The sequence below is a fragment of the Pseudomonas sp. xss_2 genome, from assembly GCF_043104195.1.
Lineage (GTDB): Bacteria > Pseudomonadota > Gammaproteobacteria > Pseudomonadales > Pseudomonadaceae > Aquipseudomonas > Aquipseudomonas urmiensis.
The window spans coordinates 1-22,775 of sequence record NZ_JBICKL010000046.1 but is presented as its reverse complement, the minus strand read 5'-3'; the positions used below and the strand labels follow the sequence as shown (position 1 = coordinate 22,775).

Below are 22,775 nucleotides of genomic sequence, written 5' to 3'. Positions count from 1 at the left end.
AAAGCCGCCCAGTGAGGCGGCTTTTTCGTTGATCTTGTCTGCTTACTTGCCCGGCACCAAGGTCAGGCGCTGGCTGCCATAGGCTCGAGCAAAGTTCTGCGGCTGGATTGGCAGGCTCATGAACCGCCCTTTGAACCAGGCATCCAGGCCATCAGCGTAATGCCGGCTGGCCGGATTACCGGACTGGCCACTGCTGGTCAGCAGTTGCAATGGCTCTGCCTGGCCGAAGTCGACGATCATCCGCGCCGAGGCCGGCAGTTGCGTGTCGAAGTTGCGCCCCCAGGCATATGGCGTCATCGCCAGGGTGCTGAAATCACCCCCGGCGGCGATTGGCGCACGGCTGATGGCATCGCCCAGGCCATGGTAGTTGGCCGCTGGCCAGCGGTACTGGTGCAACTTGCCCCATTGCCAGGCGCGACGGTCAGCGCCCAGTTGCGCAGTGCCGGCATCTACTGCACCGGCCAGGCTGCGTGCGAGGATGGTGGGTTTGTCTTCTTTCCCTGACGTGCTGCGGTCATCCCAGAACGGGCTGTCTTCACGGCCCAGCAGATGGTCGGCCTGGGCCGAATAGGACAACTGGGCATTGCTGACGAATGCCTGCCAAGCGGGGCTGGATTCAGGGCCAAGCTCGTCGAGGAAGGTTTGCCGGGCCACTTCCTGCAAGAACAGCGCATACAGCGCGGCATCCGCCGACACCGGGCTCAGGCGGCCATCGAAGGCCTTGAGCCGGGCCAGGGCGTCGCGCGCCTTGTCGCGTTGTGCTCCGGGCAGGGCATCAATGGCCTGCTTGAGCGGTTGAGCCATGCCTGGAGCGTCGAACATCTGCTTGAGTTTGTCCGCCAACAAGGTGACCTGGTCGTTCTGCAGCGCCATCAGGCTGCGGCTGTCGTGACGGCCGTTACCTGCCAACTGCGCCAGGCGCTCGGCGCGCTCCGGGTAGTACCAGGTGTTGGACAGCTGCATGCCGTAGCCCTTGGGCAGGCTGCGCTGGTTGGCATGGCCGATCCAGCCTGCTGGTGGGTCCTGATCGTAGGGGTGCAGCATCGGGTCGGCGTAGCCGTCCCAGTCATACCGCCCGTCCCAGCCTGGCGAGGGTAGCAGGCCCTGGCCTTCACGGCGATTGGGGTAGCGGCCGCTGACCTGCCAGCCAATGTGCTGGGGCTCGGCGAAGACAAAGTTCAGGGCGGCTGCACCGACCTCGCGGGTGCTGTCGAAGGCGCGCTCGACGTTGGCCGCACGGGTCAGGTCGAACAGCGCATCGAGGCTGCGGTCACCCTTGAGCTGCGGCAAGCTCAGGGCCAGGCCCAGGCCGTTAGTGCCCGGTTGGCCGAGCAGGGTGCCGTGGCGGGTGTCGTACATGACTTCGCGCAGCGGGCGCTGGCCGCGGGCGAAGAAGGTTTCGCTGCGGGCGCGGGCTTGCAGCCATTTGCCGTCGGCCAGGTAGGTCAGTTGCGTGCCCTGGCGGCGGACCTGTTCCAGGTACAGGTCCTGATTGTCGGCCATGACCGCACTGCTGCTCCAGGCCAGCTTGCCGTTGTAGCCGCCGAGCAGAATCGGCAAACCGGGCAGCGACAGGCCGGCGACCTGGTACTTGCCGGTATGAATCTGGACCGGGCTCAGCGCCCAGGCGGCGCGGCTATCACTGGCCAACAGGCTTTTGCCACTGCGGCTGCGCTGCGGGCCCAGGGCGAGGTTGGCCGAGCCTGGGCTGCCGAGCAGGCCGAGGTCGGCGAGCTTTTGGCTGGCGCTGGTCAGGGCCGCCAGGCCTGGCAATTGGCTGGCCAGGTTGAGCCCCTTGAGCTTGTCGACTTCGGCTTCGGCCAGCGGCTCGTCCGGCGCACCAGGCAGTAGCCAAGCCAGCTTGTCGCTGCCAACTTTTTGCGCAAGGGTCAGGGCCGCCAGCTCTTCCTGCACATTCACCGATTGGCTGAAGGCATACAGGCTGAACACCAGTGCCGAATCCTCAGGCTTCCAGTATTCCGGGCGATAGCCACTGCGGGCGAGCTCGGCCGGCAGTTTGTCGCGGTAGCGGAACAGGTAGGCGTTGACCCCGCGCGCATAGACTTCGAAGAAGCGCTTGAGCCGCGGCGAGGCATCGGCGTACAGCTGGGCTGCGTTCTGCTTGAGGTTGGCGGCGCGCATCAAGCGGTCGATATCCAGCGCCTCGGGGCCTGCGAGTTCGGCCAAACGGCCCTGGGCCAGCAAGCGCATGCTGATCATCTGCTCGATGCGATCACCGGCATGCACATAGCCCAGGCTGAACAGCGCATCGTGGAAGTTGCTGCTCTCGATCAGCGGTGCGCCCATGGCGTTGCGGCGTACCGAAACGTTCTGCGCCAGGCCCTTGAGTGGCTGCACGCCAGTGGTCGGTGGCACGCTGTCCTGATAGCCGCCCATCTGGCAGCCGGCGAGACCGAACAGGCTGAGCAGCGCCGTGGCGGCGAAGCGGGGACGGATGGGAGGAAAGGCGGGCGCGGCCATGACAAGGCTCCTGCAAGGCGTGGCGGGGTTCGAAAGGCGCTAAGGTAGTGAGCGAGGGGGCGCCATGCAAGGTGCTGCAAAGCTTTATTTTCATGGGGCTGCCCAGTGGTCGCCGGGCGGGAGATCGAGCTGCGCTCGTTCGCGGGTAAACCCGCGAAGAGGCCAGTACCGGGCGTCGATCAGGCGCCGTGGCACTTCTTGAATTTTTTCTCGCTACCGCACGGGCATGGGTCGTTGCGGCCAACGTCCTTCAGGGCGTTGCGCACCGGCTCCTGGTGGCCGTGGTTGCAGTGCGGGCCGTGCACATGGCCATGGTCGTGATCGTGGTGGTGATCATGATCGTGGTTGCAGTCAGGGCCATGGACATGGGGTTGTTGAGTCATTGCGGGTCACTCCGGGTTGAAATCGCCGGGCATTATCTCACCACTGCGCGACAAGTGCAGGCTTCGCCAGATGATCAGTCCGGTATTGAGCTCAGCCTGCAGTTGATAGCGCAGCGGCTGGCGGCTCTTGAGGAGCTTGGCCAGGGGCTTGAGGTGCTGCCAGAGGTTGGTTCGGGCGGTGATCTTGAAGGTCCGCCGGGCGTGCCCGCCGACACTGCGCCAGACGCTGGTTTCATCCTCCACCAGCGTCAGTTGATTGAGCCGCAGCGAATACCCCAGGTTGCGAATGAACAGGCGACTGTCGTTAGGGTTGTCGACCCGCAGGTGCAGCACGAACTCCTGCTGGTGCAAACGCGCCTTGACGGTCTCGACCTTGACCAGATGCACCTCAGGTTCGCGCCAGTCGTCGCCCCCCCAGCTGGCACAACCGGCTAGCAGCAGCACCAGGCTGAGCAGCAGCAGGCGGGCCAGGGCGCTCATGCTCAGCTACCGACGTAACTGGAACAGCATTTCTTGAATTTCTGCCCGCTGGCGCAGGGGCAGGGGTCGTTGCGCGTGGCCTTCAGGCGTACGGTCGGGTCGATGAAGTACCAGCGCCCATCTCGTTGGACGAAGGCCGAGCGTTCGCGATGGGCATGCTCGCCTTGTGCATCGTGCCAGCGCGCGGTGAAGGTGACGAAGGCATGCTCGGGTTGGCCGCCGAGCACCTCGGCGCTCTCCACTTCCAGGCCCAGCCAGGTACTTTGCGCGCTCCACGCCGCGATTGCGTTGCGATCCAGGTCCGCTTGCTGGGCAGGCAGGGTGGTCGCCACCAGATAGTCGATCAGGCCCAGCACGTAGGCGCTGTAGCGCGAACGCATCAACGCCTGCGCGTCCGGGGCCGGGGTACCGGAATGATAATGCCCGCAGCAGGCGTCGAGCAGGTTGCCGCTGCCACAGGGGCAGACCGAGACACTCATCAAATCACCACCAATACTTGCCAAAATTTTCAGGGTTGGCCCAGAACCTGGCGTTGAGCCAGTCCGGGACTTGCTTGTAGTCATGTAGATCATAGGTGAACAGGCTCAATACCTGCTGGTCACGGCGGAATTTCTCGCTGGCTGACATTGCCAGGGAGAAGAAATCGGTCTCGTGCCAGCCGCAGGCGGCCAGGTCGGCCAATACCGCGACCCGGCTGGCATTGAGGTTGCGGATGCCGCCGAGCAGTTGCAAGCCGTTGCGCTTGGGCAGGTGCTCCAGGCAATCGACCAGCACGGCCAGATCGTAACGTTGCGCCGCTACGGGTGCCGGCAATGCGCCGGGTTCGGCCACTTCTATCGTGACCTCGGGGTGGGCCTGGGCGAACGCGTCCAGGGCGGGAAAGCGCGTGCCCACCAGCAACAGCCGCTGCGGCGTGAAGCGCTCTAGCAGGGCTGCCAGTGCCTGTTGCGGGGTGCGTTGGGAAAAACCGTCGGTCATTGCCAATCCTCGTTGGGGGTGTTCAAGACTAGCCGTCCCCGGCGCGCGGGCAAAGCGCATCGTGGCTTATCGCTGGCAGAGAGGAAATGTGCAGTCTTTACTCCCAGAGATCGGCCATCTGCCGATTCCCCCTAGGAGAAGCAACAAAATGAGCATAGTACGCACAGCGATACCCCTGGTACTGCTCACCAGTGTGTTGACTGGTTGTGCAGGTTTGCAAAAAACCGACTGGCCGAAGTGTGCTGCCGTCGGGGGTGTGAGCGGCGCAGCGCTTGGCGCCATCGAGAGTTCCAGCTGGGCGGGTTGGGGCGCGCTACTGGGCGGTGGCCTGGCGGCGGGTTACTGCTGGGCCCACGGCGATGGTGACGAAGATGGCGATGGCGTGCCTGACAGCCGCGACAAGTGCCCTGGTACCCCGCGTGGGGTGCAGGTCGACGCCAATGGCTGCCCGCCTGAGCCGGTTGCCGTGGTCGAGGAAGTGGTGGTCGAGAAGGAAGAAGTCATTGTCATTCGCGACGTTCACTTCGAATTCGACTCCGCCCGCCTGACCGCCGCCGACAAGGAGCGTTTGAACACCATCGCGACACGATTGAAGCAAGAGGCGGCCAGCGCTCGCTTGAGCGTTACCGGGCATACCGATAGCGTCGGCTCCGACAGCTACAACCAGAAACTGTCCGAGCGTCGGGCCCATTCGGTCACTGATTACCTGGTTGAAAGTGGCGTGCCGCGCAGCAGCTTCGTCTCGGTGGTTGGCGCTGGCGAAACCCAGCCTGTTGCCGACAACGCTAGCGCTGATGGGCGGGCCATGAACCGGCGTACGGAAATCAAGATCCAGCGTTGATGGCACGTGCCCGCGCCTTGAGAAGTGGCGCGGGCGCGTCTTTACTCCTGTCAGACCGGTAGCGGCCGGTGACACAGGAGCATTCACCATGAGTGTTATGTCGAAGGCGGCTCTGCCGTTACTGTTGGCGTCAAGTCTGCTCACAGGCTGCGCAACCCACAGTGACGGCAGTGCGCCCCTCAATCAAAGGACCTGGCCACTGTGCAGCCTGCTAGGCGGGCTGGCCGGCGGTGGCCTTGGCGCTATCGAGAGTTCCAGTTGGGCGGCCGGGCTTGGCGCAACCGGAGCGATCGCGGGCGGTCTGATCTGCTATGCCCAGGATGGCGACGAGGATGGCGACGGCGTCTTCGACCGCCGCGACCGCTGCCCGGATACGCCGGCAGGCACCCAGGTCGATCATATGGGCTGTCCGTTCGTGGGTTATCCGCCTGCCAGCGGAACGCCGCAAGAGCCTGAAGCCACTTCCCAGGTGATCACCTTGGACGACCAAGGCCAGGTGCTGTTCGCGTTCAACTCGGCCACCCTCACGCCTGCCGCCCAGCAGCGAGTGCATGATGTGCTGCCCAAGCTCAATGACCCCAGCGTGACGAGCATCAAGGTCATTGGCCATACCGATGCAGTAGGCTCCGACAGCTATAACCAAACCTTGTCCGAACGCCGTGCCAGCAGTGTCGCCGAGTACCTGATCAGCCAGGGAGTGGCGGCCAGCAAGGTGACCAGCCAAGGCCGCGGCAAGAGCGAGGCGGTGGCCGACAACGACACCGAGGAAGGCCGCGCGCTCAACCGACGGGTGGAACTGCACCTGAACTGAACCCCTCTGGCGCGCTTTCTGCCATGCGGTTACTGTTGTCGAATCGGCCCGCTCGAACGGGCCGCTTCGTCATAACAACAACTCAGGGGGCGGGGTATGAAGTTCATCCTGGGCCTGGGCAAGGCCCTGACCGTGGTGTTCTGGTGGGTGGTGCTGGTGAACTGGCTGATGCCCCAGCCGCTGCCGTTCAATCTACTGATCAATGCTGCGGGTATCTTGCTGCTGAGCCTGCATGTGCTCGAAGTGCTGTTCTTCAACGCTAGCCTGCGCCAACGCAGCCACCGCTGGTTCGACCGTCTGCAGATCCTGCTGACGGGTATTTTCCATGTAATGTCCATTCCCAAGCCGCAGGAGGCGCCGCGCCGTGCGTAAATTGATGTTGCTGGTTGCATTGACCAGCCCGCTGGCTCACGCCGAAAGCCTGGAAGTCGCCGCCCATTCGGTGCTGCGTTTGGCCAATAAAGCCAGCAGCGTGCATCTTGAGCACCTACGCGTTGCGGATTCTGCGACGTTGTTGCTACCGGCGTCGCTGACCTCGCTGAAAGTCGATCAGCTGGAGCTTGGCCGTGATGCGCGAATTGCCGTGGCGCCCGCTGAAACGGCCTTGAGTATCGAAGCGGGCAATGCCCGTTTTGCCGAGGGCAGTGAGATCAGTGCGCCAGGCGCGCCGGGCAGCTATGAGCGGGCTGCTCGACCGGGGCGCAATCTGGATGTGCAGTTGCATGCGCTGGACGCGGATCGGCTGGCGATCGATGCTCGCGGTGGGGCAGGGGCGCCTGGGTATGTCGGCCTCGATGGTGCCAATGGCAAGGCCGGTGGTTGCACCTGGGGCCAGGCTAGTCGTGGGGCTAATGGCGACAATGGCGGCAATGGCCATGACGGCGCGGCCGGTGGGCGGATCCGTCTTGCTTTGCCTGAGGGCTATCCGCAGGAACGTGTTCAGGTTCGTCTGGAGGGCGGTGCGCCGGGTAAGCCGGGTGCTGCCGGCAAGGCTGGGGCAGGAGGCTCTAGCAAAGGCTGTCTGGTGTATCGCACCGATGCTGGGGCCAATGGGCGTGCGGGTGAGCCGGGGCAACCTGGGTTGGCGGGGGCTGCGGGAGAGTTGATTTTGCAGCGGCTGTAATTTAATTGGCATGGGCCTCATCGCGGGGCAAGCCCGCGATGAGGTGAAAACCTAAAACTGATAAGCCCGCATAAACAAGCCCACCACTTCGCGCACATGCACCTCTGCCTCCTCCACCGACAACGCCGGCGCACAGCCCAGCAGCAAGCGATAATCCGGTGCGCCCTTGATCAGGCAGAAGAAGTGCTCGGCCGCTCGCAAGGGGTTATCGATCTGCAACAACCCACGCTCAGCCACCGAGCGTAGCAGCGCCTCCATCTCGCCCAGTACCCGCTTGGGCCCCGCTTCATAGAAGAACTGGCCAAAGCCTGGGTCCTGGCTGCCCAGGGCAATGATCAAACGGCTCAATTTCACCGACTCGTCACTGCTGATCAGCGCCTGGAAGCCGCGGGCGATGTTTAACAGCACCTGATCCAACGGCACGCCGTCGGGCAATTCGAAGATCAGCTCAGGCAATTGCGTCTGACAGGTCGCCATTACCGCAGAGCCAAACAAGGTCTGCTTGTCGGTGAAGTGGCTGTAGACCGTGAGTTTTGAAACACCTGCCGCCGCAGCGACCGCATCCATGCTGGTGTTGGCATAGCCAAGGCTGAGGAACAGCGCCTTGGCCGCTTCGAGGATGGCCTCTCGTTTGGCCAGGTCCTTCGGCCGGCCAGGGCCGATGGGTGCGTCGTTGGACATTGGAATCCGCATCTAGGTGAACAGTCGCCCATCTTACCGGGTCAGGCGCGCTCCGGCTGCAATCAGCGACCAATCGTTAATGTTGATTATCTGTGCGACGCCAGCTTCCCGGCTTCGGTTCCCTGATTTAATATACTCGGCAGTATAAATATTCGAAGTGCTCTTCGCGAAAGGTCATTCATCATGTTGCGTCATGCCTTGTCCATCGCTTTGCCTGCCGCAGCGGCCTTGCTGCTGGCCGCCTGTGGTCAGCAGACCGCCGCACCGGCCGCACCCCGCCCGGCCTTGGTGGTTCAGCCCCAACCAGCCGCTGCGGCTGCCGACAGCTACCCGGGTGAGGTGCGAGCGCGGTTCGAGCCGGAGCTGGCGTTCCGCATCGCCGGCAAGGTCAGCAAGCGCTTGGTCGAGGAGGGCCAGCGGGTCAAGGCCGAGCAGCCGTTGGCTGAACTCGACCCGCAAGACGTCCGCCTGCAACTGGAAGCTAACCGCGCTCAACTGGCCGCCGCCCAAGCCAATCTGGCCCTGGTGCAGGCCGAGCGTGACCGCTACCAGAAGCTGCTCGATCGACAGATGGTCAGCCGCTCGCTCTACGACAACGCCGAGAACCTCTATCGCGCCGGGCTTGCCCGTCTGAAACAGGCCAAGGCCGAGTTCGATGTCGCTGGCAACCAGGCCGACTACGCCGTGCTGCGTGCGCCGCAGGCGGGGGTGATCGCCAAGCGTCAAGTCGAGGTCGGCCAGGTCGTGGCCGCCGGGCAAACGGTGTTTACCCTGGCCGCCGATGGCGAACGCGAAGTGGTCATTGGCCTGCCAGAGCAGCAGTTCGCCCGCTTCGCGGTGGGGCAGAAGGTCAGCGTCGAACTGTGGTCGCACCCCAACCAGCGTTTCGAGGCCCATATCCGCGAGCTGTCGCCAGCAGCCGACCCACGCTCGCGCACCTTTGCCGCGCGAATTGCCTTCAATTCGACCAAGACGCCGGCCGAACTGGGCCAGAGCGCGCGGGTGTTCATTGCCCACAACGGCCAGGTGCCGCTGTCGGTGCCGCTGTCGGCGGTGACTGCCGAACAAGGCCAGGCCTACGTCTGGCGTGTCGGCCAGGACAAACGCTTGCACCGCGCCGCAGTGCGCCTGGGCGCTTATGGCGCGGATAGCGTGCCCGTGCTCGAAGGCCTCGAAGCCGGCGACTGGGTGGTTGCCGCAGGCGGCCATGTATTGCGCGAAGGCCAGCAAGTGCGACCGGTGGATCGCACCAACCGTGAAGTAGACCTGGCGGCCAAGGAGTAAGTCCCGATGGGTTTCAACCTTTCCGCCTGGGCGCTGCGCAATCGCCAGATCGTACTGTTCCTGATGATCCTGCTCGCGGCCATTGGCGCGATGTCCTACAGCAAACTGGGGCAGAGCGAGGATCCGCCGTTCACCTTCAAGGCCATGGTCATCCGCACCATCTGGCCCGGGGCGACGGCCGAGGAGGTCTCGCGCCAGGTGACCGAGCGCATCGAAAAGAAGCTGATGGAGACGGGCGAGTACGAGAAGATCGTCTCGTTTTCCCGCCCGGGCGAGTCGCAGGTGACCTTCATGGCCCGCGATTCGCTGCATTCCAAGGATATTCCGGAGCTGTGGTACCAGATTCGCAAAAAGGTCGCAGACATTCGCCACACCCTGCCACCGGAAATCCAGGGGCCATTCTTCAATGACGAATTCGGCACCACCTTCGGCAATATCTATGCGCTGACCGGCGACGGCTTTGACTACGCCGTGCTCAAGGACTACGCCGACCGCATCCAGATCCAGCTGCAGCGGGTCAAGGATGTGGGCAAGGTCGAGCTGATCGGCCTGCAGGACGAGAAGATCTGGATCGAGCTGTCCAACCTCAAGCTGGCCACCCTCGGTGTGCCGCTGGCGGCGGTTCAGCAAGCGCTGCAGGAGCAGAATGCGGTGAGTACCGCAGGCTTCTTCGAAACCGCCAGCGAGCGTCTGCAATTGCGCGTCAGTGGACGTTTCGACAGTGTCGAGCAGATCCGCCAGTTCCCGATCAGGGTCGGCGACCGCACCTTCCGGATTGGCGATGTGGCCGAGGTGCACCGCGGCTTCAACGACCCGCCCGCGCCGCGCATGCGCTTCATGGGCGAGGATGCCATTGGGCTGGCGGTGTCGATGAAGGAGGGCGGCGACATTCTGGTGCTGGGCAAGGCTCTTGAAGGCGAGTTCGAGCGGCTGGCGCACAACCTGCCGGCGGGGATGGAGCTGCGCAAGGTGTCCGACCAGCCGGCAGCGGTGAAGGCCGGTGTTGGCGAGTTCGTCCAGGTGCTGGTCGAGGCGTTGGTCATCGTCTTGTTGGTGAGCTTCTTCTCGCTCGGGCTGCGCACCGGCCTGGTCGTGGCCCTGGCGATTCCGCTGGTGCTGGCCATGACCTTCGCCGCCATGCATTACTTCGGTATCGGCCTGCACAAGATTTCGCTTGGGGCGCTGGTACTGGCCTTGGGCCTATTGGTGGACGACGCGATCATTGCCGTGGAAATGATGGCGATCAAGATGGAACAGGGGTTCGACCGCTTCAAGGCGGCGAGTTACGCCTGGACCAGCACCGCCTTCCCGATGCTCACCGGCACCCTGATCACGGCGGCGGGCTTCCTGCCGATCGCGACGGCGGCGTCGAGCACCGGCGAGTACACCCGGTCGATCTTCCAGGTGGTGACCATCGCCTTGCTCACCTCGTGGGTCGCGGCGGTGTTGTTCGTGCCTTATCTGGGTGAGAGGCTGCTGCCGGATCTGGCCAAGCTGCACGCGGCGCGCCACGGCAGCGATGGGCATGCGCCAGACCCATACGCCACACCGTTCTATCAACGCGTACGGCGCGTGGTGGAGTGGTGCGTGCGGCGGCGCAAGACAGTCATCCTGCTGACCATCGCCGCCTTTGTCGGCAGCATCCTGTTGTTCCGCTTCGTGCCCCAGCAGTTTTTCCCGGCCTCGGGCCGGCCTGAGTTGATGATCGACCTGAAACTGGCCGAAGGCGCCTCGCTGAGCAACTCCGCCGAACAGGTCAAGCGACTCGAAGGGCTGCTCAAGGCCCAGGATGGCATCGACAACTACGTGGCCTATATCGGCACTGGCTCTCCGCGTTTCTACCTGCCGCTGGACCAGCAACTGCCGGCGGCGAGCTTCGCCCAGTTCGTGGTCCTGGCCAAATCCCTGGAAGATCGCGAAGCGCTGCGTAGCTGGCTGATCGCCACGCTCGATGAGCAGTTCCCAGAGCTCCGCTCGCGCGTCACGCGCCTGGAAAACGGCCCACCCGTGGGCTACCCGGTGCAGTTCCGCGTGACCGGCGAGCACATCGAGAAGGTCCGCGCACTGGCCCGTAAAGTCGCCGACAAGGTGCGGGAAAACCCGCACGTGGTGAACGTGCACCTGGATTGGGAAGAGCCGAGCAAGGCGGTGTTCCTGGAGATCGACCAGGACCGTGCGCGTGCCTTGGGCGTGAGCACTTCGCACCTGGCGAGCTTCCTGCAGAGTTCGTTGACCGGCAGTACGGTGAGCCAGTACCGCGAAGACAACGAGCTGATCGAGATCCTCCTGCGCGGCACTCAACAAGAGCGCAGTGACCTGGCCAATCTCGGCAGCCTGGCATTGCCCACCGAGAATGACCAAAGCGTTGCCCTGTCGCAGGTGGCGACGCTGGAGTACGGCTTTGAAGAGGGCATCATCTGGCACCGCAATCGCCTGCCGACGGTCACCGTACGTGCCGATATCTATGACAAGGAGCAGCCGGCGACCTTGGTCAAGCAGATCTCGCCGACTCTGCAGGACGTACGCGCCAGCTTGCCAGACGGTTATCTGCTGGAGGTGGGCGGCACGGTTGAAGACTCCGAGCGAGGGCAGAAGTCGGTGAATGCCGGCATGCCGCTGTTCATCGTGGTGGTACTGAGCCTGCTGATGATCCAGCTACGCAGCTTCTCGCGCACGGTGATGGTGTTCCTCACAGCCCCGCTAGGGCTGATTGGCGTGACCCTGTTCCTGCTGGTGTTCCGCCAGCCGTTTGGCTTTGTCGCCATGCTCGGCACCATCGCCCTGGCGGGGATGATCATGCGTAACTCGGTGATCCTGATCGACCAGATCGAGCAGGATATCGCCTCTGGCATGCAACGTTGGCAGGCGATCATCGAGGCCACGGTGCGGCGCTTCCGGCCGATCGTGCTGACCGCGTTGGCGGCGGTGCTGGCGATGATTCCGCTGTCGCGCAGCGTGTTCTATGGGCCGATGGCGGTGGCGATCATGGGGGGCTTGATCGTCGCCACGGTGTTGACCCTGTTGTTCTTGCCGGCTTTGTATGCGGCGTGGTTCAGGGTCAGGAAAGACTGAAGATAATTGGGGCCGCAACGCGGCCCCAACACTTCAACAGTTACATCAGAGGGCGCCGAAGACTTTCTTGGCCAGGCTGGTCGCCGCCTGGGCCGGGTTCTGGCGAATGCTCTGCTCTTGCTTGGCGATCATCTCGAACAGACCGTCAAGGGCCTTCTCGGTCACGTAGCTCTCGACGTTGGCGCTCTTGGCATCGCCCAGGCCCAGGGCCGAAGCCTGGCCGGCGAAGCTGTTGTACTGCTGAACCACGCCAACCTTGTCGGTGGCGGCCTTGACGATCGGCAGGAACTTGGCGCGAATCTGCTCGCGGCTGCTCTTGTTCAAGTACTGGGTTGCCGAGTCATCTGCACCGCTGAGAATGCCCTTGGCATCGGTCACGGTCATCTTCTTCACGGCATCGACCAGAATCGCCTGCGCCTGTGGCACCGCAGCTTCGGCAGCTTTGTTCATGCTGTCTTCCAGGGCTGTGACCTGGTCGCCCTTGCCGAACATCTTCATCGCCTTGGCGGCCTTGCCCAGATTGCCCGGCAGCTCGATACGCACGTCCGGATTGTTGCTGAAACCGCCTGGGGTGCTCAGTTGCTTGACGGCAACTTGTGCGCCTTGGGTCAGGGCGTCCTTCAGGCCGCCAGCCGCATCGTTCTGGGTCAGGTCGCCAAGCGACACCGCCAGGGCGCTGGCGGACAGCAGCAGGCCGGCGCACAGGGTGGTGAGGCGCAGGGAGGAGCGAATCATGGGTACTTCCTTATGCAAATGAATGAACGGGGATCAGCGAACCGGATCGACCTTGATCCGCACCGGCTGCACATCGCTGCCGTCGAGCTGGACGCCGTGGTGTTCGGTATTGATGAACAGCAGCTTGCCGTCCAGTTCGATGCGCGCGCTGACCGCATAGCGATGGCCGGGTTTGATTTGGGCTGGGTCGTAGGTCAGGTGGAACGGCAGCGGTACATTGCCCTTGACTGGGCCGGCCTGGCTGGCCAGGGTCACGGCGGGAGCGTCCATCAGCGATACGTCTTGCAGGCTCACGCTCAAGGTAGCGGCCGGTGGCAAGGCAATGCGCTGCAGGTAGAAGACTTCGCCATCCAGGCTGGCCTGGTTCGACGGGGTGGTGCTGGAACAGGCTGCGAGCAGGGATGCGCAACACAGCATAACGAGCTTTTTCATGGAATCTCCGTAGTCCTGGGGCTGGCTTGTGGCCAACCCCAGGGACTTTAGCGGATTTTCGTCGTGGGTGGGTATCAGCTCGGGCTTGCCGCGAGCGCATCCTCACGGTGCAGCGCTACCTGGCGGATCGACAGACGCAGCTCAGCCGACAGCACACGCTTGGCCACCCCTTCGGCCAGCTCGCCGAGCTTGTCGTGATGACCAAGCTTGCCGTTGCTGTCCGGGCGCAGCACGCCTTGTTGCACCAGCGTCTGGATGAAATGGCGGAACAGGGTCTTGTCGAAGAACTCCGGAGCATTGAGGCCATGCAGGATCGACAGGCGCTGGGCCATCATCACGCACAGGTCTTCCAGCTCCTCGGCGCTCAAGGTCTGCTGGCCGCTGTTGAGCAGCAGCGAGGTGGCCATGTAGTAGCGTTGCAGGGCCTGGGTGATGGTGCGGGCCAGCAAGGTCAACAGCACGAACTGCCGCGAGCTCGGTGCCGGGCGCAGGTAGACCTGGTTTTCGAAGCGCAGCAGGCCTTGCTCGACAAAAGCTGCCAGCCACTGATCGATGACCTCGTCCAGTTGCTCAGGCGTCCAGCGCAGGAACAGCTCCGCCTGCAGGTACGGGTACAGCGCCTTGACGTACTGGCCGATCAGCTCGCGGCTCATCCGTGAACTGCTCTGGAAGAAGCTCGCCAGTAGCGCTGGAAGGGCGAAGATATGCATGACGTTGTTGCGGTAGTAGGTCATCAAAACCGCGTTGGCTTCATCCAGATACAGGATGCGGCCCATCGCATCGTTCTGCTCAGCCAGCAGGTCCATGCCCCGCACGTGCTTGATCAAGGCCAGGCCATCGCCCTCGGGCAAGGTGGTGTGCGACGAGTAGGGCACTTGGCGTAGCAGCGCCAGGTACAGGTCGAGAATGCGCACCAGCGCGCGTTCGTCGAGGGCGTGGCGACTGGTCGAAAGCAGCGCCAGGGCCACCAGGTTGACCGGGTTGATCGCTGCCGCCTCGTTGAGGTGGCGGGCCACGGTTTCGCTCAGGCGGGTGGTGGTTTCATTTAGCCAGGCCGGGCGGAACTGCGGACCGAGCGCCTGCTCGCGCCAGCCAGGTTGCTGCTGGTCGAGAAAGCCGGCCAGGCGGATCGGTTCACCGAAGTTGACGTAGACCTGGCCGAAGCGCTGCTTCAGCGCGCCGATGACCTTGAAGATGTCGAAGATCGACTCCTTCTTCTTGCTTGCGCCGCGCAGCTCGCCCAGGTAAGTGCGGCCTTCCAGCACGCGCTCGTAGCCGATATACACCGGCACGAAGACAATCGGCGTACGCGAGGAACGCAGGAAACTGCGCAGGGTGATCGCCAGCATGCCGGTGCGCGGTTGCAGCATGCGCCCGGTACGCGAACGCCCGCCTTCGACGAAGTACTCCACCGGAAAACCCTTGGTGAACAGGGTGTGCAGGTACTCGTTGAAAACGGCCGTGTACAACGGGTTGCCCTTGAAGGTGCGGCGCATGAAGAACGCCCCGCCGCGCCGCAGCAGCCCGCCGATCACCGGCATATTGAGGTTGATGCCGGCAGCGATGTGCGGCGGGGTCAGGCCATTGCGAAACAGCAGGTACGACAGCAGCAGGTAGTCGATATGGCTGCGGTGACACGGCACGTAGATCACTTCGTGGCCGGGGGCGATGCCCTGCACCTGCTCGATGTGATTGACCTTGATGCCGTCGTAGATCTTGTTCCAGAACCAGCTGAGCACAACTTCCAGGAAGCGGATCGCGGTGTAGGTGTAGTCCGAGGCGATCTCGTTGCCGTAGCGCAGTGCCTGGGCCTCGGCCTTGGCCAGCGGGATTTTCTCGCGCTCGGCTTCATCGGCGATGGCCTGGCGCACCAGCGGGTCGTGGATCAGGCCCTTGACCAGGTTGCGCCGGTGGGAAATGTCCGGGCCGATCACTGCCGTCTTGAGGTTGCGGAAATGCACCCGCATCAGCCGTTGAGCCATGCGCACCGTGCGTTCGTGGCCCTTGTTGTGCTCGACCAGCTCGCGCAGGTGGATGGGCGCGGAGAACTGCACGCGGGTCTTGCGTCCGAGAATCAAGAGGGTCAGCAAGCGCCGCAGGCGGCCGGTGACGGCCCAGCTATCGGCGAACAACAGCTTCCATGGGCTCGATTCGCTGGCGGGGGTCTGCCCCCAGAACACGCTCACTGGAATGATCTGCGCGTCTTCTTCCGCGTGCTGGCTGATCGCTGCGACCAGGCGCTCGAGCGTTGGCGGTGCACCGCGTTTATCCTGGCGACCGAGCCAGTCCGGGTCTGGCGTCAGGTAGAAGAAAGCGGCGGGTTCCTGCAAGGGGCCGACGGCAACGGGCAGTACCGGGCGCGGCAGCCCCGCCTTGGTGCACTCCCGATCGATCACCGCCAGGTCGGTCAGTGATGGCGAGGGCAGGGCGTAGAACACCGGGCGGCTGCGATCGAGCTTGAGGGTCAGGGACGATTGGTTGATGGTCTCGGAGCGCACCCATAGGTACAGCACGCGGCGCAGGGCGCCGAAGATCAGGCGACGCAAGGGAGAACGGGTCATGGAATGTGTGTGCCCTGATGAGAGGATCGGGTCTATTTACAGTCAGTTAGTCTGCCGTATCGGCGTAAGTTCAGCAAAAATCTGCAATTCACGGGGCGGTCATGAATTTTCTTTGTTCTCTGTCATATACTCGGTCCGCACCTTGCAGGATATTTCGGCAAGCTGTGTCGGCACAGGGTGGAGAACCTGTGTCAGCAAGGCGATCTTCACAATAAAAAACCGGAGTAGTTCAGATGTCGTCTCGTGAGACTGGGAATGTAAAGTGGTTCAACGATGCCAAGGGTTATGGCTTCATTCAGCGCGAAGGTGGTGCGGATGTATTCGTCCACTATCGGGCAATCCGCGGTGAGGGTCATCGTAGCCTGGTCGAAGGGCAGCAGGTCGAGTACAACTTGACCCAGGGCCAGAAAGGCCTGCAGGCCGAGGATGTAGTCGGTCTTTAAGCCTCAAGCTTCAAGCTGCAAGTTGACCGTGGAACTTGCAGCCTGATGCCAAGCGCAACGAGCTTCAGCTCGTACGCCAGGTGATTTCCTCTTCACCGTCGGCACTGATGCGGATCCAGCGATCGGCATCTTCTTCCCCTTGTTCTTCCGCCCAGCTACCCGGTGCGCAACGTATTTCCACGTTGAGCGCGGCAAAGGCTGCGCGTGCGCAGGCGATGTCGTCGTCCCATGGGGTCTGGTCGCTTTCCAGGTACAGGCTGTTCCATTTCCCTACAGCCTTGGGTAACCAGGTGACCGGAATGTTACCGGCCTGGCATTTCCAGGTCTGGCCTTTTTGCTTCCATTCGCTGCAAGGGCCCAGCGCTTGGGCGAGCCAGGCAGAAATCTGCTTGTGGTCGACGTCGCTGTCCTTGAGGTAGATCTCGATATCGGGTTGGCGCATAAAAAGGCTCCGGGTGTGCTCAGTCTTGGCGCACGAAATAGTCATAACGCATGGAAACCGTGACCTCGAACGGCTCGGGCTGGTCGATCACCCGTGCGCGTTTCTCGGCGCTGGCGCGCCAGCCGTGTGGGGTCATGGCCAGCAGGTCGGCACGGGCCTTGGGCTCGGCCAGGCTCAAGCGGAACTCGAGGATCTCGCTATGAGCATGGGCCATGCCTTGCGGGACCAATGCCAGGTGTTTGTCGTCGGCGTAGGGGCGTACTTCATCGTAGAGCACCTCGCGCAATTGCATCAGGTGGCCGCTGGTCGGTCCGACCCGCATCAGGCCACCGCCTGGGTTGAGCAGGCGCAGAGCCTCCTGCCAGTCCAACGGGCTGAACACGCTGGCAATGAACTGGCAGCTGGCATCGGCCAGCGGCACGCGGGCCATGCTGGCGACCATCCAGGTCACCTCTGGCGCGCGGCGACAGGCGCGCTTGACCGCCTCGCGGGAGATGTCCAGGGCATAGCCTTGCGCCGCCGGCAGGGCCTGGGCAATTTGCCCGGTGTAGTAGCCTTCGCCACAGCCGATATCCAGCCAGACGCCGGGCTGGCGCTCGGCAGCCAGTTCGGCCAGGCGCCGCGCCACCGGCGCGTAATGGCCGCCGTCGAGAAAGTCGCGGCGGGCCTCGACCATGGCCTGGTTGTCACCTGGGTCGCGGCTGTTCTTGTGCTGCACCGGCAGCAAGTTCAGGTAGCCCTGGCGCGCGCGGTCGAAGCGATGGCCGGCAGGGCACACTACGCCGTTGTCCAGGGGTGCCAGGGCTGCCTGGCAGAGCGGGCAGGCGAGCATCAGGCGAGCAACCGCACCAGGGTCTGGTAGTAGATCTCGGTCAGCAGGTCGAGATCACTAGCCAAGATGCGTTCATCGACCTGGTGAATGGTGGCGTTGACCGGGCCGAGTTCGACCACTTGGGTACCCATGGTGGCGATGAAGCGGCCGTCGGAGGTGCCGCCGCTGGTCGACGGTTGGGTATCACGGTCAGTCACCGCCTTGATGCTGGCCGATACCGCATCGAGCAGATCACCTGGCTCGGTGAGGAACGGCAGGCCCGACAGTGCCCAGTCGATCGACCAGTCCAGCTGGTGCTTGTCGAGGATGGCGGCGACGCGCGCCTGCAGGCCCTCGACGGTCGACTCGGTGGAGAAGCGGAAGTTGAACAGCGCCGTCAGGTCGCCCGGAACCACGTTGGTCGCGCCCGTGCCCGAGTTGAGGTTGGAGATCTGGAAGCTGGTCGGCGGGAAGAATGCGTTGCCTTCGTCCCAGTGCTCGGCAGCCAGTTCCGCCAGTGCTGGCGCGGCCAGGTGGATCGGGTTGCGCGCCAGGTGCGGGTAGGCCACATGGCCCTGCTTGCCTCGTACAGTCAGCTTGGCGCCGAGCGAGCCGCGACGGCCGTTCTTCACCACATCGCCGAGCAGGTTGGTGCTCGACGGCTCACCGACGATGCACCAGTCCAGGCGCTCTTTACGCGCGACCAGGCGCTCGACCACGGCTTTGGTGCCATGGTGGGCCGGGCCTTCTTCGTCGCTGGTGATCAGGAAGGCGACCTTGCCACGGTGATTGGGGTAGTCGTGGACGAAGCGCTCGCTGGCCACCACCATCGAGGCCAGGCTGCCTTTCATATCGGCCGCGCCACGTCCACAGAGCATGCCGTCGGCATCGATCAGCGCCTCGAACGGCTCGTGCTGCCATTGCTGCACCGGGCCAGTGGGGACCACGTCGGTATGGCCGGCGAAGCACAGTACCGGGCCTTCCTGGGTGCCGTGGGTGGCCCAGAAATTATCGACGTCCTCGATACGCATCGGTTCGAGCTGGAAGCCGACGGCGCCCAGGCGGTTCATCATCTGGGTCTGGCAGTCGGCGTCGACCGGGGTCACCGAGGGGCGGCGGATCAGGTCGCAGGCCAGTTGAAGGGTAGGCGAGAGCTCGGCTGGGGCCGTCATGGGGGACTCCGGGGGCAAGGCAAGGCGGGAAATCAGGGGCGTTATCTTATATCAAATGATGTCGCCGGGCACGCCCAGGGCAGGTGGCAAGAGGCCAATGACCTTGAGGGAAGGGCGTGGGGGCGGGCTTGCCCCGCGATAGCGATGTTTATTCCACGCTCGCTATCACGGAATAAGCCCGTTCCCACATGCCCCTTAGCCTTGGGCAGCAGTCGAGGGCTCAACAGACTTTGCCACAGGCTTTGGCAGCGACGACAGGAAGGCCATGATCAATGCCGCCAGGTACGGCAACGACTGCACCAGCAACATCGCCACCCAGAAACGCATGTCCGAGCTCGGCAGGCCCTGGACCAGATAGATCCCGGCCGCAGCGCCCCACAGCAAGAGCATGATGAACAGCTCTTCGCGCGCTTCGGAAATCGCCACCAGCAAGCCATGGCTGTCGGCATTTTTCGGCGTACGGAAGAACGGCATGCTGCTGGTGAAGAAACCGTACAACACCGCCTTGGCGATGGTGTGCGACAGCGCCAGCCCCGCCAGCGCTGCGGCGAAGGCGTCTTTCAGATCGACGCCGACCGCGCGACGATACAGGAACAGGATCTTGCCGACCTTGAAGAAGAACAACGCCAGCGGCGGAATGGCGAAGATCATCAGCGGCGGATCGACCCGATGCGGCACGATGATCATCGCTGCCGACCACAGCAGCGCGCCGACGGTGAAGAAGATGTTCATGCCATCGGCGACCCACGGCAGCCAGCCGGCCAGGAAGTGATAGCGCTGGCCACGGGTCAGTTCGCTGCCTTTGCCGCGCAGCAGGGCGCGGGCGTGGTGCTTGATGATCTGGATCGCGCCGTAGGCCCAGCGGAAACGCTGCTTCTTGAAGTCGATGAAGGTATCGGGCATCAGGCCCTTGCCATAGCTGTTGTGCGCATAGGCGGCGGACAGGCCTTTCTCGAATACCCGCAGGCCCAGTTCGGCATCCTCGCAGATGCACCACTCGGCCCAACCCAGCTCTTGCAGGACGCTGCGCCGGGTCATGGTCATGGTGCCGTGCTGGATGATCGCGTCACGGTCGTTGCGGGTCACCATGCCGATGTGGAAGAAGCCTTTGTATTCGCTGTAGCACAGCTTCTTGAAGGCACTTTCATGCTGGTCGCGGTAATCCTGTGGCGATTGCACCACCGCGATCTTCGGATCGGCGAAGTGCGGCACCATGTGCTTGAGCCAGTTGCGGTCGACGCAGTAGTCCGAGTCGATCACTGCGATCACTTCGGCGTCCTTGGCAGTGTGTGGCAGCAGGTAGTTCAGCGCACCGCCCTTGAAACCGGCCAGCGGCGCGACGTGGAAGAACTTGAAGCGCTCGCCGAGCAGTTCACAGTGGGCCTTGAGCGGCTCCCAGACCGCCGGGTCCTTGGTGTTGTTGTCGATCACCAGCACTTCGTAGTCCGGATAATCCAGCGCGGCCAGGGCATCGAGGGTCTGCTTGACCATTTCTGGTGGCTCGTTGTAGCAGGGCACATGCACCGAGACCTTCGGCCGGTAGGCAGAATCGCCCTGCACGGGGAGAAACTCCCGGCGCCGCTTGGCGGTCCACACCGTCTCGGCCAGTTCGTGCGCCTCGGTCATCAGCACGATGAACACGCCAATTGCACCCAGCGCGAGCAGGAAGCCCACGATCAGGCTGAACCAGGTGCTGTACTGCTGGCTGTAGTCGTAGGCGATCCACACCAGCACCGAACCACACAGGAAGGTGATGAAGGTCAGGAAGGTCCGCCCGCGCTGGCGCAGGGCCGAGCCGTCGATCAACAGGATGGTCAGGGCGAGCATCGCCAGCACCACCGACGCGACCGCCAGTGCCCGCCATTGCGGGATCGCCACCACCGGCCCTTCGAAGTTGAATTTCTGCTGGCGTTCGGCGTTGAACACGCCCCAGTAGGCGCCCACCGAGCCTTCGTCACTGGCCTTCCACGGCTGGTCGTAGGCTTCGATGACGAAGTAGTTGTAGCCGCGGCGGTTGAGGGTGTTGACCAGGGTGCGCAAGTAGATCGCCTGGTCGGCCTGGGTCGCATCGGCGCCACCGCGCATGCGGCCGTTGCTTGGCCAGCCAACTTCCGAGAGCAGCAGCGGTTTGCGGGGGAACTGCAGCTTGAGCTCGCGGGCACGGTCGAGAACGAACTCCACCGAGTCCTGCATGGGCACGAACTCCCAGTACGGCAGGATGTGCGCGGCGATCAGGTCGACGTGCTTGGCCAGCTCTGGGTGTTCTTTCCAGATATGCCATTGTTCGCTGGTAGTCACCGGTACTTTCACCGCCGCGCGGACCCTATCCAGGTACTGGATCAATGCCTCAGGCGTGATCTCTTCGCGGAACAGCGCCTCGTTGCCCACTACCACCCGGACCACGCTGCGCGAGGTGTTGGCCAGCTCGATGGCCTTGCTGATCTCACGCTCGTTGCGCTCTTGATCGGGGCTGATCCAGATGCCCAGGGTGACGCGCAGGCCGAGTTCCTCGGCCAGGCGGGGGATCTCGGCCTGGGTGCCCTCGACGGTATAGATGCGAATGCTGTCGGTCAGCTTGCTCATCTGCTCCAGGTCCTGGCGCATCTCATCGTCACTTGGGTACTGGCCTTTCTGCGGACTTTCGCCCAAGCGGAACGGCGAGTAGGAGAAGCCGGAGATCTGTTCCGGCCAGGCAGGGGCCGACACTGGGCGATTGATCAGCGCCCAGAACCCGGTGAACAGCGCGGCGATGGCCAGCACCACCACCAGGTTGAGGCCGAATTTGCGTGATGACATAAGCGTTTCAAGGTTCCGATGAGGGGAGCGGGGCGGGCGCCACAGGGGCGTGAGTCCTACGCTTACCTGGGAAGGTAGTTGATTGGATTTTCCGCAGAGGATGAAGTTCTGATCCCGCTCTATTGTCGTCCATATCTGGTTGCGTGGTAGGACATTAAAGCAGGGATGGTAGGGAAGGTGCCAATTGGCGGCGCTGTGCCGCGGCCCTGGGAGCGCTCGATTGGCGTATAATGCGCGCCGGTTTTTTCGGGGTATTGGCCATGAGCACAGAAGATCCACGCTTTGCCGGCGTCGCCCGGTTGTACGGCGACCAGGGGCTGCAACGCCTGCGCGATGCCCACGTGGCGATTGTCGGCATTGGTGGTGTGGGCTCGTGGGCCGCAGAGGCGCTGGCCCGTAGCGGGGTGGGTGAAATCAGCTTGTTCGATCTGGACGACGTTTGCGTGAGCAACACCAACCGCCAGGCGCACGCCCTGGAGGGCCAAGTTGGGCGCGCCAAGGTCGAGGTCATGGCTGAGCGCCTGAGGGCGATCAACCCGGCCTGTCGAGTGCATGCCGTGGCTGACTTCGTCACCCGCGAAACCATGGCCGAGTACATCACCGAGCAGATGGATTGTGTGATCGACTGCATCGACAGCGTGATGGCCAAGGCGGCGCTGATCGCCTGGTGTCGTCGGCGCAAGATCGGCATCGTTACCACTGGCGGCGCCGGCGGGCAGATCGACCCCACCCAGATCCAGATCGGTGATCTTAACAAGACCTTCAACGACCCGCTGGCCTCACGGGTGCGTTCGACCCTGCGCCGCGATTACAACTTCTCGCGCAATACCTCGCGCAACTACGGGGTACCTTGCGTGTTTTCCAGCGAGCAGCTGCGTTACCCCAAGGGCGATGGCAGTGTCTGCCTGCAGAAAAGCTTCGTCGGCGAAGGCGTGCGCCTGGACTGCTCCGGCGGCTTCGGCGCGGTGATGATGGTAACGGCGACCTTTGGCATGGTGGCGGCGAGCAAAGCGGTGGAGAAGCTCGTAGCCGGCGCCCGGCGCCCTTCTGAACGCGTGGTTGCGAAGTAGCGCAAGCGTTCCTTCAGGCCTCATCCGGGAAAAGTCAAAGCGATGAGGCCAGGCCAAACCCCACAAATCAAAATACAAACTTGGCTTTGGCTTTGGCTTTGGCTTTGGCTTTGGCTTTGGCTTTGGCGAGAGCGCAGCGATTCGCCTGCTCTTGATCTTCATGCGCGCAGGTTCAGGCG

At 63.4% G+C, this 22,775-nt stretch carries 21 protein-coding genes; 8 read left to right on the top strand and 13 right to left on the bottom strand.

Annotated features, from left to right (window positions below):
* Positions 1 to 42 precede the first annotated feature (42 nt).
* The 5 genes from ACF8K2_RS09420 to ACF8K2_RS09400 all read right to left on the bottom strand — a co-directional run bounded on the left by ACF8K2_RS09420 (position 43) and on the right by ACF8K2_RS09400 (position 4,322).
* Positions 43 to 2,481 carry a penicillin acylase family protein gene (locus ACF8K2_RS09420; protein WP_392464520.1) on the bottom strand — a complete coding sequence of 813 codons (2,439 nt, stop codon included), beginning with the start codon at positions 2,479 to 2,481 and terminating at the stop codon, positions 43 to 45.
* Between the two features lie 179 nt (positions 2,482 to 2,660).
* Entirely contained in the window at positions 2,661 to 2,864 is a 204-nt protein-coding gene (locus ACF8K2_RS09415) for an SEC-C metal-binding domain-containing protein (RefSeq protein WP_033694179.1), read from the bottom strand.
* 6 nt (positions 2,865 to 2,870) lie between these two features.
* Positions 2,871 to 3,344, bottom strand: a complete 474-nt coding sequence (locus ACF8K2_RS09410) for an LEA type 2 family protein (protein ID WP_392464518.1) — start codon at positions 3,342 to 3,344, stop codon at positions 2,871 to 2,873.
* A 2-nt stretch (positions 3,345 to 3,346) separates the two neighbouring features.
* Positions 3,347 to 3,823, bottom strand: a complete 477-nt coding sequence (locus ACF8K2_RS09405; protein ID WP_392464517.1) for a YchJ family protein — start codon at positions 3,821 to 3,823, stop codon at positions 3,347 to 3,349.
* Between the two features lie 4 nt (positions 3,824 to 3,827).
* Positions 3,828 to 4,322, bottom strand: coding sequence for a DUF6231 family protein (locus ACF8K2_RS09400; RefSeq protein ID WP_392464515.1), 495 nt, complete (start codon positions 4,320 to 4,322; stop codon positions 3,828 to 3,830).
* A gap of 148 nt (positions 4,323 to 4,470) precedes the next feature.
* On the opposite strand from ACF8K2_RS09400, the gene ACF8K2_RS09395 reads away from it, so the two are divergent.
* From ACF8K2_RS09395 to ACF8K2_RS09380, 4 genes are all read left to right on the top strand, one after another.
* Positions 4,471 to 5,163, top strand: a complete 693-nt coding sequence (locus ACF8K2_RS09395) for an OmpA family protein (RefSeq protein ID WP_392464513.1) — start codon at positions 4,471 to 4,473, stop codon at positions 5,161 to 5,163.
* Between the two features lie 88 nt (positions 5,164 to 5,251).
* Positions 5,252 to 5,974: an OmpA family protein gene (locus ACF8K2_RS09390; RefSeq protein ID WP_392464511.1), complete on the top strand. Its 723-nt coding sequence runs from the start codon at positions 5,252 to 5,254 to the stop codon at positions 5,972 to 5,974.
* 96 nt (positions 5,975 to 6,070) lie between these two features.
* Positions 6,071 to 6,346: a DUF1145 domain-containing protein gene (locus ACF8K2_RS09385; RefSeq protein ID WP_264236354.1), complete on the top strand. Its 276-nt coding sequence runs from the start codon at positions 6,071 to 6,073 to the stop codon at positions 6,344 to 6,346.
* The gene (locus ACF8K2_RS09380) at positions 6,339 to 7,097 is read left to right on the top strand and encodes a collagen-like protein (protein WP_186556235.1); all 759 of its coding nucleotides are present in this window, start codon (positions 6,339 to 6,341) and stop codon (positions 7,095 to 7,097) included. The genes ACF8K2_RS09385 and ACF8K2_RS09380 overlap by 8 nt, the downstream gene beginning before the upstream one ends.
* A 51-nt stretch (positions 7,098 to 7,148) precedes the next feature.
* Here the strand turns inward: ACF8K2_RS09380 and ACF8K2_RS09375 are convergent, their stop codons facing one another.
* Complete coding sequence (locus tag ACF8K2_RS09375; protein ID WP_392464510.1) at positions 7,149 to 7,790, bottom strand: TetR/AcrR family transcriptional regulator; 642 nt, start codon at positions 7,788 to 7,790, stop codon at positions 7,149 to 7,151.
* Between the two features lie 171 nt (positions 7,791 to 7,961).
* On the opposite strand from ACF8K2_RS09375, the gene ACF8K2_RS09370 reads away from it, so the two are divergent.
* A complete protein-coding gene (locus ACF8K2_RS09370) occupies positions 7,962 to 9,062 on the top strand; it encodes an efflux RND transporter periplasmic adaptor subunit (RefSeq protein ID WP_392464509.1) in 1,101 nt (366 codons plus the stop codon).
* Positions 9,063 to 9,068: 6 nt separating this feature from the next.
* Positions 9,069 to 12,134, top strand: a complete 3,066-nt coding sequence (locus ACF8K2_RS09365; protein WP_392464508.1) for an efflux RND transporter permease subunit — start codon at positions 9,069 to 9,071, stop codon at positions 12,132 to 12,134.
* Positions 12,135 to 12,179: 45 nt separating this feature from the next.
* Here ACF8K2_RS09365 and ACF8K2_RS09360 read toward each other — a convergent pair whose 3' ends face one another.
* The 3 genes from ACF8K2_RS09360 to plsB all read right to left on the bottom strand — a co-directional run bounded on the left by ACF8K2_RS09360 (position 12,180) and on the right by plsB (position 15,862).
* The gene (locus tag ACF8K2_RS09360; RefSeq protein WP_186556239.1) at positions 12,180 to 12,869 is read right to left on the bottom strand and encodes a DUF4197 domain-containing protein; all 690 of its coding nucleotides are present in this window, start codon (positions 12,867 to 12,869) and stop codon (positions 12,180 to 12,182) included.
* A 33-nt stretch (positions 12,870 to 12,902) separates the two neighbouring features.
* The gene (locus tag ACF8K2_RS09355) at positions 12,903 to 13,301 is read right to left on the bottom strand and encodes a YbaY family lipoprotein (RefSeq protein ID WP_392464506.1); all 399 of its coding nucleotides are present in this window, start codon (positions 13,299 to 13,301) and stop codon (positions 12,903 to 12,905) included.
* Positions 13,302 to 13,375: 74 nt separating this feature from the next.
* Positions 13,376 to 15,862 carry a glycerol-3-phosphate 1-O-acyltransferase PlsB gene (gene plsB / locus ACF8K2_RS09350; protein WP_392464505.1) on the bottom strand — a complete coding sequence of 829 codons (2,487 nt, stop codon included), beginning with the start codon at positions 15,860 to 15,862 and terminating at the stop codon, positions 13,376 to 13,378.
* Positions 15,863 to 16,095: 233 nt separating this feature from the next.
* Between plsB and ACF8K2_RS09345 the strand changes: the two genes are divergently transcribed.
* Positions 16,096 to 16,305, top strand: coding sequence for a cold-shock protein (locus ACF8K2_RS09345; RefSeq protein ID WP_186556243.1), 210 nt, complete (start codon positions 16,096 to 16,098; stop codon positions 16,303 to 16,305).
* A 64-nt stretch (positions 16,306 to 16,369) separates the two neighbouring features.
* Here the strand turns inward: ACF8K2_RS09345 and ACF8K2_RS09340 are convergent, their stop codons facing one another.
* The 4 genes from ACF8K2_RS09340 to ACF8K2_RS09325 form a co-directional block, all read right to left on the bottom strand.
* Positions 16,370 to 16,747, bottom strand: a complete 378-nt coding sequence (locus tag ACF8K2_RS09340; RefSeq protein WP_186556244.1) for a hypothetical protein — start codon at positions 16,745 to 16,747, stop codon at positions 16,370 to 16,372.
* A gap of 19 nt (positions 16,748 to 16,766) precedes the next feature.
* A complete protein-coding gene (locus ACF8K2_RS09335) occupies positions 16,767 to 17,579 on the bottom strand; it encodes a putative RNA methyltransferase (protein ID WP_392464503.1) in 813 nt (270 codons plus the stop codon).
* Positions 17,579 to 18,730 carry a succinyl-diaminopimelate desuccinylase gene (dapE, locus tag ACF8K2_RS09330; protein WP_186556246.1) on the bottom strand — a complete coding sequence of 384 codons (1,152 nt, stop codon included), beginning with the start codon at positions 18,728 to 18,730 and terminating at the stop codon, positions 17,579 to 17,581. The genes ACF8K2_RS09335 and dapE overlap by 1 nt, the downstream gene beginning before the upstream one ends.
* 195 nt (positions 18,731 to 18,925) lie before the next feature.
* Entirely contained in the window at positions 18,926 to 21,526 is a 2,601-nt protein-coding gene (locus ACF8K2_RS09325; protein WP_392464502.1) for a glycosyltransferase, read from the bottom strand.
* Positions 21,527 to 21,786: 260 nt separating this feature from the next.
* Between ACF8K2_RS09325 and tcdA the strand changes: the two genes are divergently transcribed.
* The gene (gene tcdA, locus ACF8K2_RS09320) at positions 21,787 to 22,596 is read left to right on the top strand and encodes a tRNA cyclic N6-threonylcarbamoyladenosine(37) synthase TcdA (protein WP_186556248.1); all 810 of its coding nucleotides are present in this window, start codon (positions 21,787 to 21,789) and stop codon (positions 22,594 to 22,596) included.
* Positions 22,597 to 22,775 lie beyond the last annotated feature (179 nt).

Bases quoted from the DNA above. Each gene is read 5' to 3' on its own strand.
- ACF8K2_RS09420 (WP_392464520.1), bottom strand. From the start codon at position 2,481: ATGGCCGCGCCCGCCTTTCCTCCCATCCGTCCCCGCTTCGCCGCCACG.
- ACF8K2_RS09415 (WP_033694179.1), bottom strand. From the start codon at position 2,864: ATGACTCAACAACCCCATGTCCATGGCCCTGACTGCAACCACGATCAT.
- ACF8K2_RS09410 (WP_392464518.1), bottom strand. From the start codon at position 3,344: ATGAGCGCCCTGGCCCGCCTGCTGCTGCTCAGCCTGGTGCTGCTGCTA.
- ACF8K2_RS09405 (WP_392464517.1), bottom strand. From the start codon at position 3,823: ATGAGTGTCTCGGTCTGCCCCTGTGGCAGCGGCAACCTGCTCGACGCC.
- ACF8K2_RS09400 (WP_392464515.1), bottom strand. From the start codon at position 4,322: ATGACCGACGGTTTTTCCCAACGCACCCCGCAACAGGCACTGGCAGCC.
- ACF8K2_RS09395 (WP_392464513.1), top strand. From the start codon at position 4,471: ATGAGCATAGTACGCACAGCGATACCCCTGGTACTGCTCACCAGTGTG.
- ACF8K2_RS09390 (WP_392464511.1), top strand. From the start codon at position 5,252: ATGAGTGTTATGTCGAAGGCGGCTCTGCCGTTACTGTTGGCGTCAAGT.
- ACF8K2_RS09385 (WP_264236354.1), top strand. From the start codon at position 6,071: ATGAAGTTCATCCTGGGCCTGGGCAAGGCCCTGACCGTGGTGTTCTGG.
- ACF8K2_RS09375 (WP_392464510.1), bottom strand. From the start codon at position 7,790: ATGCGGATTCCAATGTCCAACGACGCACCCATCGGCCCTGGCCGGCCG.
- ACF8K2_RS09370 (WP_392464509.1), top strand. From the start codon at position 7,962: ATGTTGCGTCATGCCTTGTCCATCGCTTTGCCTGCCGCAGCGGCCTTG.
- ACF8K2_RS09365 (WP_392464508.1), top strand. From the start codon at position 9,069: ATGGGTTTCAACCTTTCCGCCTGGGCGCTGCGCAATCGCCAGATCGTA.
- ACF8K2_RS09360 (WP_186556239.1), bottom strand. From the start codon at position 12,869: ATGATTCGCTCCTCCCTGCGCCTCACCACCCTGTGCGCCGGCCTGCTG.
- ACF8K2_RS09355 (WP_392464506.1), bottom strand. From the start codon at position 13,301: ATGAAAAAGCTCGTTATGCTGTGTTGCGCATCCCTGCTCGCAGCCTGT.
- plsB (WP_392464505.1), bottom strand. From the start codon at position 15,862: ATGACCCGTTCTCCCTTGCGTCGCCTGATCTTCGGCGCCCTGCGCCGC.
- ACF8K2_RS09345 (WP_186556243.1), top strand. From the start codon at position 16,096: ATGTCGTCTCGTGAGACTGGGAATGTAAAGTGGTTCAACGATGCCAAG.
- ACF8K2_RS09340 (WP_186556244.1), bottom strand. From the start codon at position 16,747: ATGCGCCAACCCGATATCGAGATCTACCTCAAGGACAGCGACGTCGAC.
- ACF8K2_RS09335 (WP_392464503.1), bottom strand. From the start codon at position 17,579: ATGCTCGCCTGCCCGCTCTGCCAGGCAGCCCTGGCACCCCTGGACAAC.
- dapE (WP_186556246.1), bottom strand. From the start codon at position 18,730: ATGACGGCCCCAGCCGAGCTCTCGCCTACCCTTCAACTGGCCTGCGAC.
- ACF8K2_RS09325 (WP_392464502.1), bottom strand. From the start codon at position 21,526: ATGTCATCACGCAAATTCGGCCTCAACCTGGTGGTGGTGCTGGCCATC.
- tcdA (WP_186556248.1), top strand. From the start codon at position 21,787: ATGAGCACAGAAGATCCACGCTTTGCCGGCGTCGCCCGGTTGTACGGC.